Here is a 14,676-nt window from a genome sequence, read left to right on the forward strand (position 1 = left end):
ACCCGTGAGTGACGATCATGAGTTCATCACGTCGATGCTGGACTACTTCTCGGCGTTCGAGGAGTGGCTGCCCGGCTGGGCCGACTGGCTCTCGCACCTGGTGATCGGCGAGATCCCGCTGGCGCACGCCAACAACGTGTACGACCTCGCCGACCAGTGGGAGCGGCTCGCCGACGAGCTGAACCGGACGTACCAGGACATCGTCCGGGCCGCCGACCCGATCGTCGAGAACTGGTCCGGCGACGCGTCCGCCTCCGCCTTCGTCGAGCAGTGGTACGCGTACCTGGACAGCCTCCGGCAGACCGCCGAGGGCGCCGGCGAGATGCGCCAGGGCGTGCAGAACTTCGGGCTCGAGGTCGAGCTGATGAAGTTCGCCGTCGCGATGAACCTGTTCATGCTCGCCGTGCAGATCTGGATGATGATCGCCGGGGCCGGCCCGACCGGCGGCGCCACGCTCACCGGCGCCCCACCGGCGTTCTGGGGCTTCCGGGCACTGCTGGGCAAGGCCGCCTCCGCCACCATCGGGCGGATCGCCGGCATCGTGATGAAGTTCGCGATCAAGCCGCTGGCGTTCGTGTTCGGCAAGCTCCCGGCCCGCGCGCTGACCGCCGGCGTCCGGTTCGCCGTCCCGCTGGTCACCCGGATCACCCTCGGCCACATGATCCCGGCCGGCGTGGTCCGCGGCCTGGTCGCCCAGGGCGCCCGCAACCTGGCCGAGAAGATCGCCGGCAAGTGGCTCACCGACATGGCGATCAAGGGCGCCACCAACCTGGCCGCCCGTGGCATCTCCAAGACCGTCGCCAACCGGCTCGCCGCCCAGGCCCTGCGCGACATGGCCAACACCGAGGTCCGCGGTCTGCTCGCGCAGCAGAGCGCCCGCGCGGTGCAGAAGCAGCTGGTCAAAGAGATCCAGCAGCAACTGATGAAGAACTGGGTGGGCAGGAAGGTCGCCGAGGACGTCGGCGAGAACGCGCTTACCAAGCTCGCCGTCAAGGAGGCCGCGACGGTCGGCCTGGGCAAGGAGTTCGGGCACTACGTGGGCAGCCGGGTCGCGTTCGGCGCCGGCTTCATGGGCGGCGGCGACCTGGCCGGCCAGCTCGTCCAGATGGGCGAGGGCAACCGGGACAGCCTGGACTGGGGCCACGTCAAGGACAGCGCCATCCAGGGCGGCGTCTTCGGCGCCAGCATGTTCGGCGGCATCACCGGCCACGTCGCCGGCGGCGCGCTGGCCGGCGGTGGCCTGGACATCATGAGCCAGCTCGAACAGGGCACCGGGATCAAGGACCTGAACTGGACCGAAGCCGGGCACGGCGCGGTGCAGGGTGCCGAGGCCGGGGTGATCTTCGGCGGGCAGACCCACCTGGAGATGAGCACGCTCGGCGCCGGCAAACTGCAGATCGGCAAAGACCTGCACATCCTGTCCCATGAGGACGGCAGCTTCTCCGCGGTCTCCTTCCGGGACAACCCGAAGCTCGGCATCCGGGAGCACCTGGTGCTCACCGACAACGGCTACGCCGCGTACCAGGGGGCCAACCACGGCGGTGACGGCGCGCTGCGGGTGGTGCCCGCCGAGGTCTCCGCGCGGCCCGAGGTGGCCCAGCACATCGCCGACAACTGGGGTCCGGAGCCGGCCACGGTCCGGACCGAGTCGCCGTCACCGGGTGTCACGGCCGAGCCGCCGGCGGCGGCCCCGGCGGCGGCTCCGGCGCGCGTCGAGCCGGGCGCTCCGGCCCGTGCCGACGGCGGCGGGGGCGGCGGTGGGGGCGGTGGCGGTCCGCGCCAGACGGTTTCCGGTGGTGGCGGCGGTGGGGGTGGCGGGACTCCGGCACGTGCCGGCGAGGCCGGCCCGAGCGCGGCCGCCGACGGGGGCAGGACCGCGGCCGCCGCCGGGCGATCCGGTGGAGACGTTTCCTCCCCGGTGCGTACGCCCGAAGCCGGCACTGCCTCGGGCAGCCCGGCCGCCGGGGCGAACTACGCGTCGTCGGCACCGGCCGAGCACACCGCCGGCGCGGCTGACCGGGCCGCGCCTGGGACCGGTGACCGAGGTGTGCCCGGCGCGGGTGATCGGAGCGCGCCGGGTGCGGGTGACCGCGGTGTGCCCGGCGCGGGTGATCGGAGCGCGCCGGGTGCGGGTGACCGCGGTGTGCCCGGGGCCGGTGATCGGACTACGCCGGATGCAGGTCGCCACAGCGGTCCCGATGCTGGTGAGCGGTCTGTGGGCCAGGCGGGTGAGCCGACCGCGCCGGACAGTGGGGGCAGGGGGCATCTGCCGGACGGCAGTGGGCCGCCGCCGGATGGTGGGACACCCGCCTCTCCGCGCAGCGAGACGCCGAGCCAGGTGGCGGGTCGTGTCGACGGGACAGCGGCGCCCGACCGGCTGGGCGGGACGGCTGCCGGTTCCTTGGGGGACAGTCCGGGTGCTCACGCGTCGGTGGATGGTGTGCGTCCGGGTGGGGACGGGCCGCCGCCGGGCGGGGATCGGGTCGGTCCGGCCGGCCGTGGGTCCGCCGGGATGCAGCGGAGCCCGGCCGGGGCCGACCATGGCCTGGCCGGGGGTGACCGTGCCCCGGTCGGTAGTGACCGTGCCCCGGTCGGTAGTGACCGTGCCCGGGTCGGTAGTGACCGGGCTGCCGTGGATCGTGCTGCTGTGGATCGTGCTGCCGTGGGGAACGACCGTGCGCCGATCGGTGGCGAGCGGGGGCCGGCGGGAGGGGATCGTGCCGCCGTTGGTGGCGAGCGCGGGGCGATTGGCGGAGACCGGGCGGCTTCCGGACGGCACGGGGCTTCTCGAGGCGATGTGGCGGCGGGCGGGGAGACGAGCAGAGGGCGGGATCCCTGGGATGGCCATTCTGGTCGGCTTCCGGAAGGCGCGGGAGGACCCGACCACGGTGGAGTGCCGGTACGGGCATCCGAGCCGGGACCGGGCGCTGGTGATCGACAAGGACACGCCGGCGGGGACGCCGCTGGACGGGGCGGCGACGCCGGCGTTCGCGGCGGTCGCGGCGAAGGCGGTCCGGACATCCCGGACCGTGGGGACGTGGCCGGCGGCGGGGACGTACGCCGCATAGAGCCGTTCCGCCTGGTGCAGGTCGACGGGGCGGCTCCGGACCGGCCGGTGACGCGACCCGAGGACGTGGAGACGGTCGCCGACCGGGAGATCGGCGCGCTGATCGAGGGACGTGAGCCGGGAGCGCCGGACCTGCCGCACCGGGCCGACTTCGACCCGGAGTCGGCGACCCTGCGGGTGCGGTACGGCGACGGCGTGACCGTGGACGTGTCCGTGCAGGTGAACGAGTCGCTGCCGGCCGGCGGGCCGGTGCTGCGGCGGCCGGCCCTGGAACAGCTCGCGGACGGCACCTGGCGGCAGGCGGACGGGGCCGCGATCGGGCTGTCCCCGCATGTGCCGGCCGAACCGGGGGCGCGGGCCTCGTACGTACGCGGGAATCTGGACAACGCCTGGCGGGCACTGCATGAAGAGGTCGGCGGACAGCTCCGACCGCCGGCCGGCGAAGCCGTGCCGGGAGGGCGCGAGCCGGCGCCGCACAGCGGCGAAGGCGCACCGAGGGATCTCGAGGCGATCGGTGACGAGGGTGCGGCGGGTGACCTCCCGCCGTCCCGTGGGGATGGTGCGGCCGCCGACGCCGGACCGCACGATGGGGTGCCGCGCGAGGCCGCAACCGATGTGCCTCGTGAGGCTGCTTCGCACGATGGGACGCCGCGGGAGGCCGTAACGGACGTACCCCGTGAGGCCGCTCCCGATTTCGCGCGCCATGGTGGTGCCGATGCGCCGCGTGACGCTGTTTCCGATGTGCCCGCAGGCGCCCGGGAGACTCCGCGGGATGCGTTGTGGGGGTTGGAGGACGCGCGGCCGGAGGTCGGACTACGGGATCACGACGACATGGTGCGGCATGCGGCGGAGCCGGCTGAGCCGCCGCTGCCCCCGGAGCTGACCGATGGCACGATCCAGTCGATCGCCCGGGGCCGGCATGTGCCCGAGCCGTTGCCGCGGTGGGCCGAGGAGCACCTGACCGAAGCCGGGGAGCACGGCCGGATCCGGCCGAAGCCGGCCGAGGCGGTGGCTGAGCACCTGCGGGCGCTCGGAGACGAAGCGGTCGACCGGGTCACGCCGCGGGAGTGGGCGGAGCCGCCGGCGCACCTGCGCGGCCTGGAGGCGCTGGAGCCGCGCCGGGCCGAGCCGGCGAGGCCGGTTGAGCCGGAACGGGCGGGACGTCCGGAGCAATCGGAAAGGTCCGAAGGGACAGAAAGGACAGAAAGGTCGGAGTTTCCGGATCTGGCGGCGTTGGCGCCACGCCGGCCGGAGGCTACGCCGCACCCGGACCTGTCCCGGGGGCCGGAACACGACGGTGTGCCGGCACGGGACGAGGCGATCGCGCGCGATGAAGTGACCGCGCGCGATGGTGGGCCGGTCCGGGACGAGGCTTCGCCACGTGCCGGTCTGCCTGCGCGTGAGGACGGGCTTCCGCATGATCGCGAGCCGGTTCACGAGGGTGCTGAGCAGGCACAGGATCGGGAGTTCGGGCACGACGGCAAGAGCGGGCACGACCCGGCGGAGGTGCCGGCGACGCCGCACGATCCGACCGATCCGCGGACGCCGTGGGCGCCCGGGGAGACGCCGCCGATCGACGATCTGATTCCGCGGACCGACGAGGAGGCGGCGCTCCGCGCGGACGCGATCGACGCCGCCATCCAGGCGAAACTGCACGGCCACGAGTTCGCCGGGAACGAGGTCCGGGTGCGCTCCGGTCGCACCCAGGTGGGCCGGGACTACGTGGTGGTGGAGCTCGAAGTGCTCACGCCCGAGGGGCAACGGGTGGGCGAGATCACCCGGGGGCTCTTCCGGGAGCCGGACGGCACGGTGTGGGTGAAGCACAACCGGCTCGAGATGACCGAGGACGCCCGCGGACACGGTTTCGCGAGCCGGTTCAACCGGCACATGGAGGGTTGGTACCGGGAGTCCGGTGCGTCCTTCGTCGAGCTGCGCGCCACCAAGGTGGGCGGATACAGCTGGGCCGCGGCCGGCTACGAGTGGCAGATCCACGGTGGCCACGAGGTGATGAAGGGGCTCAAGGAGCAGGTCGACGCCATCGGCCGGGACCTGCGCAACCTCGACCGGTACGGGCCCGAGCGGCTGCGGTCGCTGTACGACAAGTTCGGCGGCGCGAACCCCGATGAACTCGCCCGGAACATGCGCGAGCAGAGCCGGGACGCGCAGGATCTGCTCGATCGGGCCAAGGGCGTCGCCGACGGCACGAAGCCGCGCCACGCGTACCCGGTGCCCGGTGAGATCGCGCGCCTCGGCTACCGGGAGTCGCTGCACGGCACCGACCGGGCCCATCAGCACTGGCTGGGCAAGGACGCGATGGTGGACCGGCGGTGGACCGGCCGCCGGTACCTGGACGGGCCGCCGCCCGAGGAGTTCCTGGGATACGACCCGGCGCTGCGGGCCGAGCCGGTCGGCGGGGTCACGCACACCGCCAGCGGCATCGAGGGAACCCGTTTCGTACCGGACGGGCGGCCGGAGCACCTGCCCGACCTGACCCCGGAGGAGATGCGGGACGCCAGCGAGCACGTGGACCCGAAGGACTTCTCGGCCGGGGACGTCGAGGCCGTCACGCACCGGGGCGACCACGTCGAGGTGCGGGTCCGTGGCCGGGCCGAACCCGAGCACTTCGTGGTCGAGGTCGGCCGGGACATGGATACCCTGGGCAAGGTCTCGGTACAGGCCGGCACCCACGCGAACCCGCACGTGGTCCAGGTCAATCACCGGGTCGCACCCGAGCAGCTGAGCCGCGTCTGGGTGCACGAGATCACCGAGACCCTGGCGATGCGGCACACCGAGGAGGTGGGCCGGCCGCCGCAGGGGCTGCTGCGCCGGGCCGCGTCCAGCATCGGGCGGTTCTTCTCCGGTGGCGACGCCCCGGCGAGACCGCCGGTGGAACCGCACGCGGCGGCCCGGATGAACGAGCGGCTGCATCTGCAGCGGCAGCTCCGGGAGGCGGCCGGAGACCCGGTCCGGGAGGCCCAGCTGCGCCACGAGATCACCGGCGTGGAGCGGGACCTGCGGGCCCTCGGGCACAACGTCAACCCGTTCGCGGTGGAGCGGCCCGCGGGGCTGTCGGGTGGTGTGCTCGGATCGCGACATCCCACTCCGGGCGTCCATGACCAGGTGACGCCCGGGGCCCATGACCATGCCGCTTCCGGGGCACATGACCACGCTGCTCCGGGCGTGGAGGACCGGGCCGCCGCGGGCGCACATGACCCCGATGGGCCTTCCGGGCCGGATGGGACGTCGGGCCCCGAGCATCTCGTCGACCCACCGTGGCAGGCGGGGGAGCGGCCACCCGTGGGTGACCTCATCCCGCACACCCGTGAGCAGGCGGAACGTTGGCACGGAGCGATTCAGGAGGCCGTCAAGGACAGGTACGAGGGCCGGACGTACGGCGACAAGCACGTCGAGGTGAACAAGGTCGAGATCGCCCAGCACGCGGTGCGGGTCCACGTGCGGGTGCTGGACGAAGCGGGACGACAGGTCGGCCGCTCGACCCAGTGGTTCAGGCGGCAGCCGGAAGAGAACTTCCTGGTGGTCAAGAACGAGGCTTTCTACCTGGCCGAGGGCGTCCAGGGCGGAGGCTTCGCCGGAGAGTTCAATGATCACCTGGAAGGCTGGTATCGCGAGTCCGGTGTTCGCTACATCCATGTGAACACCGAGAAGGTCGGCGGGTTCGCCTGGGCACGGGAAGGCTACGCCTGGGAACCGCGCGGTGGTGTCCATCCGATCCAGCGCCTGCGGTTGGAGGCCGACCGGATCGACGAGCTGTTGGATGGCTTGAGCCGACGGGATGCCGACGAACTGCGCCCGCTTTACCGGAAGTACGGCGGGGAGAACCCGTCGGAATTGCGCGACAACATGATCAGCCAGCGCCAGGAGGCGCGCGAGATCTACAACCGGATGCTGGCCATCACCCGAGGTGAGCGTCTGCTGGCGGACTGGCCGACCACCGAGCAGGTGCTCGCCGTCGGGGACCGCGGTGAGCACGGCCGGGACGCGCACTGGGTCGGCAAGGACGCGTTGCTCACCTCCAGCTGGGCCGGTATCAAGCATCTGGAACCGGCGGTGCCGCCGCGGGTCGCGGAGTGGCGGAACACCGCTCCGCAGCATCTGCTCGCGTTCGACGACGTAGCGGACGGGCCGATGCAGCGCGGCACGCTGCGGGAGCTGGCCATCGCGCTGGGCGGCGAGGGTGACCATGTCGCACTGCGCGCCCCCGACCTGGAGGCCGGCGAGCTGGGCCCGAATGTCCGCGCCATCCCGGCCGAGCCGGTTCCGGGTGTCACCGGGCGGATCAGCCCGCTGCTGCGTCCCGATCACCTGCCGGCCGACACCGATGTGATCGTCGGCTATGGACAGACGGCCGGGGTGGCCGAGGCGCGGCGGGACGCCTTCCCGGATGCCCGGGTGGTGCAGATCATCGACGTGGTGCCGACCGATCCGGCGCACCTGGACGTGCTGTCCCGCGCCGACCTGGTGATCGCGGTGGGTCCGGAGGTCGCGGACGGCCTGCGCGCGGCGTTCACCGAGCACCGCGCCGATCCGATTCCGCCGGTGCACGAGCTGATCCCGCCGATCGACGGCGGTCCGCCGCCGGAGCGGATCCCGGGGCAGGGTGGCTACCACGTGCTGGCCACCGGCGACGAACGGTCCCAGCTGGCCGCCGCGGACGCGGTGCGGCGGCTGCGCGCCGAGGGTGTCGACGCGCGGCTCACGGTGGCGTTGCGCGACCCGGAGGGGGCCGAGGCGGCCTGGCACGCCGACCGGCTGGCCGAGGCAGCCGGCAGCGAGGTCACCGTCCGCCGGCTGCCCGACGACGTCGCCGGGCGCCGCGAGCTGCTGCGCGACGCGGATGTGGTGCTCGACCCGGTGGCCCGGCCCCAGCTGGACGGCCTGGTGCTGCAGGCGGCCGGCGACGGCGTGCCGGTGCTGGCGCACGCCGAGAGCGGCGCCGGGCGTCTGTTCGGCGACCCGGAGAAGGTTTCGCCGGAGCACGCGGGCCGATCGGTGGTCCCGGCGGGCACCGACGCCGCCGGCTGGGTCGACCGGGCCCGGCAGGCCTTCGACCCCGGTGCCCGGGAGCACGCCCTGTCGCTGAGCCGCGAGCTGCAGGAGCGGTACGGCCCGGCGGCCGCCGCCAGAAGCGTGCACGACGCGATCGGCGGCCTGGGTGACGGTGTCGCCCGGGTCCGGGACGAGACGTTCCACGACACCCTCGACCCGCGCGAGGTGGTGCGCCGCAACGCCGCCGGGGATCCGCCCGCCGGTGGCACCACCCGGGTGATGACCGTCTGCACCGAGTACGACTCGAACGCCGGCGGCGTGATCACCGCGAACCGCGAGCTGAGCGAGAGTTTCCGGACCGCCGGCGCCGAGGTGTACGGCCGGGTGTCGCTGGTCTCCCAGAGCCGTCCGGAGCTCACCCGGCTCACCACCGGGCAGGGCATCGAGGTGCGTGGCGTCCGCGAGGTCTGGGGCGTGCTGGACGAGAAGGACCGGCCCGATCGCCGCGCCATGTCGATGCTGCTGGACAACCTGCCGGCCGAGGTCGACGTGATCGTCGGCAATTCCCGGTTCGGCGGTGGCGCGGCCCGGGTGCTGCAGGAGCACGTCTATCCGGAGGCGAAGTACGTCCACGTGCTGCACACCTCGCCGGAGGTGCTGGACGGGGTCCGCGGCCTGCCCGCCGAGGGTCACGACCGGGCGGCCACCGAGCGCGCCCTGATGGACGGGGCCGACCTGGTCACCGGCATCGGGCCGCTGCTCGGCCAGGAGGCCGGGCGGCTGGCCTGGGAGGCGTCGCCGGAGCGTCCGGTGCCGGCGCACACCATCATCTCCGACATGCCGCGCGACACCGGCCCGGCGCCGTCCCGGTCCCCGGGTGGCGGGTACGAGCTGCACGTGCGCGGTCGCGCCGACGACGCGATCAAGGGCGTCGACATGGCCGCCCGGATGGTCCGCGAGCTGCGGGCCGAGGGCGTCGACGTGCGGCTGACCGTGCGCGGCGCCCCGGACGGGCAGGGGCCGATGATGGCTGATCGGCTCACCGCGATCGCCGGGCATCCGGTCGAGGTGCGCGAGTTCGTCCCGTCCGGCACCCCGGAGGGCCGGGCGGAACTGCGGCAGGACCTGATGGACGCGGATCTGGTGCTGATGCCGTCCATTCAGGACGGTTTCGGGCTGGTGGCCAGCGAGGCGGCGCAGGCCGGGGTGCCGGTGGTGGTGCCCGAGGGCACCGGTGCCGGGATGTTCTTCGGCGACTCGCGGTATGTGCCGGAGGGGCTGGGCGAGGCCGCGACGGTGCGGGACGGGAACACCGTGGCCGCCCTGCGCGACCGGGTCGACGCGGTGGCCGGCGACGCCGAGGTGCTGCCCAAGAAGGTGGTCAAGGACCTGCTGACCGCGGTGGACGACGACCGGCTGGGCGCCTGGGTGGATCACGTCCGGTCGGCGCTGACCGGGCTGGACCGGCACTATGCGCGGGCCGGGGAGTTGCGGGACTTCCTCGGCGAGCGGTACGCGCCGGGGAATGCGGCCCGGGGCGTGCTGGACGTGTTGCGCGGCGAGGCGCCCGCCGATCCGGTCTACTCGCCGCGTGCGGTGACGGAGCGGACCGGTGCGCACGAGGGGGCCCACCACGTACCGGAAAGACCGGAGATGTCGGCCTGGCCGGAACGGCGGGCCGCGACCGGCGGCTTCGCCTGGCCGGACCGCCCTGGCCCGCACGGGACGACCGGAAGCGGACACGGTGAGGCGACCACGCACGGCGGGTCGACGCCGCGCGGTGAGGCGACCGCGCATGACCGGGCCGCCCCGCGTGGTGAGGAGACCGCGCATGACCGGGCCGATGGTCGTGATGACGGCCCTCCGGGGGAGAACCCGCGGCATACGGCGAGCCCGATCGAGGACACCGCGTTCGTGCCGGACGGGCGGCCCGAGGGCGCGGCCGACCTTTCGGTGACCGAGCTGCACGAGGCCGCGCGGGAGATCTCCGGCGCCGACTTCGCCGGTGGCGAGGTGCACGCGATCGAGGCTGACGGCCGGCACGTCATCACCGTCACCACCGCCGACGACGTACCGCGGCACTTCGTCACCGAGATCGGCCGGGACATGGACGACCTGGCCGAGACCCGTGTCGGCGACGGCACGCCGGGCAGTCCGCACGTGGTCACGGTCAACCATCGGGTCGCCACCGACCAGCTCAGCCGGGTCCTGGTGCACGAGATCAGCGAGACGCTGGCGATCCGGCACGCCGGCGAGATCCGGGCGGCCGACCAGGGCCTGGTGCGCCGCTCGATGACGGCGATCCGGCACGCCCTGGGCGCCGACCGGCCGCCGGTCGACCCGCACGCGGCCGCCCGGATGAACGAACGGCTCCACCTGCAGCGTCGCCTGGACGCCGCCGAGGGCGACCCGGACCTGCAGGCGCACCTGCGCGACGAGATCGACGGGGTGGACCGCGACCTGACCCGGCTCGGCTATCCGGAGCCGGCCCGGGAGCTGCGCTGGATCGGCCGCCCCTGGCACGCCGAGGGCCGGGTGCCCACGATTGACGAACTGCTCCCGCGTTCCGAGGCGGAGGCCGGCCGCTGGTCGGAGCACGCCGCCGCGGAGATCGCCCGGCAGCTGGACGAACGCCGGATCGGCACGCGGGCCCTGCGGCTGGCCGGCGACGCGGCGATCACCGTCCGACCCGACGAGATGGTGATCCGGCTCCGGGTCGACGACCGCAACGGCGTCCCGCTGGGCACCGAGACCCGGGTGCTGATCCGCGAGCCGGACGGCAGCGTGGTCGCCCGGCACGAGGGTGTGTCCCTCGATCCGCGGGTGGACCGGCAGCTCGCCGAGTGGTACCGGGAGTCCGGAGTGGACCGGATCGAGGCGCCGGCCATCGGACGAGACGGTTACGAGCTCGCCCGGCGCGGTTACAGCTGGGGCACCGGCACCGAGGCGGCGGACGTCGCCCGGATCCTGACCGGCCTGGACGAGCGGGTGCGCGACATCCGGCACGCCCTGGACACGCTGGCGGACGGCGGCGCGGATGTGCCGGCGCTGCGCGAGCGGTTCGGCGGCGGCACGGTCGAGGAGACCGCGGCGAACATGCGCCGCGAGCTGACCGCCGGGCAGGGACTACTGCGCCGGGCCGCCGAGCATCCGTTCGGCGATCCGCGGTTCCCGCGGCCGGAGGAGTTCGCGCGGGCCGGCACCGAGGCGGGCTGGCACCGTGGCGGCACCTCGCTGGGTGTCGAGGTGATGGCCGGCGAGAGCTGGCATGCCGAACTCCCGCTGCGGGAGCCCGCGCACGCGGCGGCCGAGCCGGTCGCCGTGGAGCACGTCCGGCCCGGTGAGACCAGCCCGGAGCGTCGCTGGCAGCAGCACGAGCTCGTCTGGGACGGTCGCCGCGACACCACGTACGGCCAGAAGCTGATGCTCGGGCCGGACGGCAAGGATCACTTCCCCGGTGACCGGGTCGGCACCAGCCGCAACCGCGACGGCCGGCCGCGGGTGGGCTCCCGCAACGTCGAGGACGACAACCCGCCGCCGACCGGGGACGCCGCTGCGCGTGCGGTTCCGGACCGCGGCTCCGAGCGCCAGTACGACCCGACGGGCGACTCCACCACCGAGGTCGGCGTCCGGCAGGCGGCGGAGGCCCGCGCGTCGTTCGAGGCCCAGCGGAACGAGGTCTGGAACCGGCACCTCGCACCGCTCGCCCGGGTGCTCCAGGGGCACGGGATCACCCTCGACGCGCAGCATCTGGGCGGGGCGTCGCTGCGGGACACCCTGACGAAGGCGGCCCCGTTCCTGTCCGACGCCCAGAGCAGCGCGCTGCGGGCCCGGGGGATCGAGTACATCCGCTTGACGAAGGAGGTCAAGCTGGCCAGCGAGAAGCTCGGCACGGCCGGTGGCGACCTGATCGTCGAGCGGCACTTCCCGGGGGCCCGGGAGCTGACCGGCGCCGTCTCCGACAAGCCCGGCACCCCGCAGAACATCGACCGGATCCTGTTGGTCGAGGATCCGCGGCAGGGTGGCCCGGCGATCATCGCGATCGAGGAGAAGGGCGCCGGCAGCACGCTGCAGGCGCGCAACGTGGAGAACCCGGCCGATCTCGGCGGTGTCATGATCCGCGCGGAGCAGTGCAGCCCCGAGTACCTGAGGCATATGCTGCAGCACGACGTGAAGCTCCGGCCCCTGCTCGAGGAGCGTCCGGAGCTCCGCCCGCTGCTGCAGTCGATCATCAGCTCGGAGCGTCTGGGCAGCCTGCGCTTCCTGAAGGTGCACGCGGCCGCGGACGGGCGGGTCACCGTCACGGAGTACCTGCTGGATCACGACCGCCTGCAGCCGGGAACGATCCGGCTGGTCGGCGACGAGCCACTGAGGACCGGAGATCATGACTGAGCTGCCGCCCGCCGCCGATCAGCCGTCGCTGGAGGGGCTGTTCAGAACGCTGCGGGACACCGAGTGGTCCTGGGACCGGGCCGGGTTTCCGGCCCTGGCCGAGCGCTTCGGATGGACCGTCACCTACCAGGACGACAACGGTGTGATCGCCGACGTGCCGTGGCCGGCTCCGCGCCGCCCGGTCCAGCTGGCCTGGAGCCGCGGCGCGGTGGACGAGGTGAGTATCACCCTGGCTTCGGTAGCCGGACTGCCCGAGGCGCCGCCGGACTTCCTGCCCGGGGTGTTCGACCTGGCGGTCCGGACCGGCACGGCGATCCTGGGCGAGCCGGGCGACGGCAGGCCGGCCGACCACCCGCAGGTCCGGTGGCCCGGCGAGCGGGCCACGATCGTGCTCGACCAGCTGCCCGTCGCGGTGTTGCTCACCTGGGCGGACAACGAGTGGCTGGCGATCGCCGACTGGTCGGACGAGGACGACGGATGATCCGGCGATGACCCACCCGTTGGCCCGGACCCGCCAGGAAGCGCACCTGTTCATCGACCTCACCCCGTGCGCCTGCGGGGATCGCCGGCTGGCCACCGCCGGCGAGCCGGTCACGCTGCCGGACGGCAACCCCGGACGGCGGTACGCGGGACGCTGCCCGACCTGCGGGCGCGACCGCGAGTTCGTGTTCGCGATGCCCGCCGTACCGGAGGACTCCACCAGCACCCGGCAGATCGTGTACGGCTACGGCACCCGCCCCTCCCGGCTCCTCGGCCCGGGGCAGTGGCTATGGGCCGCGGAGCAGTATGCCGAGGCCGTACCCCGCGATCCGGAACATCTCACCGGCGAAGCGCGGGCGACCGCGCGGACCTGGCTGATGGCGGCCGTGGCGGCCGTGCGCGAAGCGGCGAAGTTCCTGCCGGACGGCGCTGACCGGCTGCCGCCGGGGGACGTCCCGGCCGGCCGGGACCCGGACGACTTCACCCGGCAGCGGTTGATCGACCGGCGACTGGGATATGAGCGGCGGCTGCGCGCCCTTCCGGGTGACCCGCCGCCCCCGCGCGACCCGGAGCAGGTCCGCCGCCAGCTGGCCCGCAACCGCGCGGTCGAGGCCTGGGCCGCCCGGCACGGCCTGGCCGATCCGGTGATCGGCGCCGGCACCGCGGAGCAGAACCGGGAGATCGACCGGGAGCTGCGCCGCATGGACGGTCTGGACCCGGAGACCGGCCTGGACCGGGACAGCGCCGCCGCCGGGTTCGCCGCGTTCCGGCAGTTCATCGACGATCTGGAGATCGCGCTGGCGGCCGACGTGCCGGCCCGTGACCTGCGGATCGGCACCGCCCTGGCGGCGTACCAGGCGTGGCTGGACCGTCTGCGGATCAGCGACGGGCCATGGCGCGACGCCCTCTGGGCCGGGGACATCTGGCAGACGCCGGACACCGATCTGCCGCCCGCCGCGGCGGTGTGGGAGATGGTCGAGGCCGCCCGGTCGGCGGTCCGCTCACTCGGGTGACGCCCACCGGTACATGTCGTCGGCCAGCTCGCGGGCCAGCAGGCTGAGCTCGCCGTCGGCCTGGATCGGCCCCGCCTCGACGCCCGGGCGCAGCCGCAGCGCCAACTCGTCCAGCAGAGCGGCGATCACCCCGGCACGCTGCACGGAGATCGACACGATGTCCCGCGAGCCGCGGGTGGTGCGGTGGTCGAAGGCGTCGCCCGCGTCCAGGGCCGGGCGGGCGTCGGCGGCGAACTCATCGAGCGGTTTCGGCCGGAAGCCCTCCGGATCACCCCGGTGGACGGGGTAGCTCAGCCAGTGCCGGGCCGGGTCCGGGGTCATGCCGGCTCCTCTCAGTAACCGGTGCCGCTGCGCAGGTGCGCGGCGGACTCGGCGGCCAGGTCGGCGAGCTTGCCGTCGCTCTGGATCGGGCCGACGGCCAGCCCCGGACGCACCCGCCGGGACAGCTCGTCGAGCAGCGAGGCGATCACCTTGGCCCGCTGCCGGGAGAACGCCGCGACCTCGTCGCGGCCCTCGTCCGGGTCGAGGCGCACCTCGGCCGGCCGGCCGGCGTCGATCAGCTCGCCGAACTCGGCGGCGGCCTGGTCCAGGGTGATCGGGACGCGCTGCTGGGTACCGTCCGGCAGCCGCCGGTAGCGGACCCGGGACAGCAGGTGCCGGGCCGGGTCGCGGTCGTCGTCGGGGTCCCGCATGGGTCAAACCCTATACGCCTGTGGC

5 protein-coding genes are annotated in these 14,676 nt (G+C 74.0%); 3 read left to right on the forward strand and 2 right to left on the reverse strand.

Annotated elements, in window-relative coordinates; genetic code table 11:
• Positions 1–4: 4 nt before the first annotated feature.
• From ACSP50_RS07520 to ACSP50_RS07530, 3 genes are read left to right on the forward strand one after another with little or no spacing between them, the layout of a single operon-like run.
• On the forward strand, positions 5–12,466 hold the full coding sequence (locus tag ACSP50_RS07520; RefSeq protein ID WP_043510995.1) for a glycosyltransferase: 12,462 nt from the start codon (positions 5–7) through the stop codon (positions 12,464–12,466).
• A complete protein-coding gene (locus ACSP50_RS07525; RefSeq protein WP_014688557.1) occupies positions 12,459–12,947 on the forward strand; it encodes a DUF6301 family protein in 489 nt (162 codons plus the stop codon). Before ACSP50_RS07520 ends, ACSP50_RS07525 begins: the two co-directional genes overlap by 8 nt.
• Positions 12,948–12,954: 7 nt before the next feature.
• Positions 12,955–13,959 (forward strand): hypothetical protein, encoded by a 1,005-nt coding sequence (locus tag ACSP50_RS07530; RefSeq protein ID WP_014688558.1) that lies wholly within the window; start codon positions 12,955–12,957, stop codon positions 13,957–13,959.
• Here ACSP50_RS07530 and ACSP50_RS07535 read toward each other — a convergent pair.
• Positions 13,948–14,280, reverse strand: a complete 333-nt coding sequence (locus ACSP50_RS07535; RefSeq protein ID WP_014688559.1) for a hypothetical protein — start codon at positions 14,278–14,280, stop codon at positions 13,948–13,950. The genes ACSP50_RS07530 and ACSP50_RS07535 overlap by 12 nt on opposite strands.
• Before the next feature lie 11 nt (positions 14,281–14,291).
• Positions 14,292–14,651 (reverse strand): hypothetical protein, encoded by a 360-nt coding sequence (locus ACSP50_RS07540; RefSeq protein WP_014688560.1) that lies wholly within the window; start codon positions 14,649–14,651, stop codon positions 14,292–14,294.
• Positions 14,652–14,676: the final 25 nt, after the last annotated feature.

Source organism: Actinoplanes sp. SE50/110, from assembly GCF_900119315.1.
Classification (GTDB): domain Bacteria; phylum Actinomycetota; class Actinomycetes; order Mycobacteriales; family Micromonosporaceae; genus Actinoplanes.

Bases quoted from the DNA above. Each gene is read 5' to 3' on its own strand.
- ACSP50_RS07525 (WP_014688557.1), top strand. From the start codon at position 12,459: ATGACTGAGCTGCCGCCCGCCGCCGATCAGCCGTCGCTGGAGGGGCTG.
- ACSP50_RS07530 (WP_014688558.1), top strand. From the start codon at position 12,955: ATGACCCACCCGTTGGCCCGGACCCGCCAGGAAGCGCACCTGTTCATC.
- ACSP50_RS07535 (WP_014688559.1), bottom strand. From the start codon at position 14,280: ATGACCCCGGACCCGGCCCGGCACTGGCTGAGCTACCCCGTCCACCGG.
- ACSP50_RS07540 (WP_014688560.1), bottom strand. From the start codon at position 14,651: ATGCGGGACCCCGACGACGACCGCGACCCGGCCCGGCACCTGCTGTCC.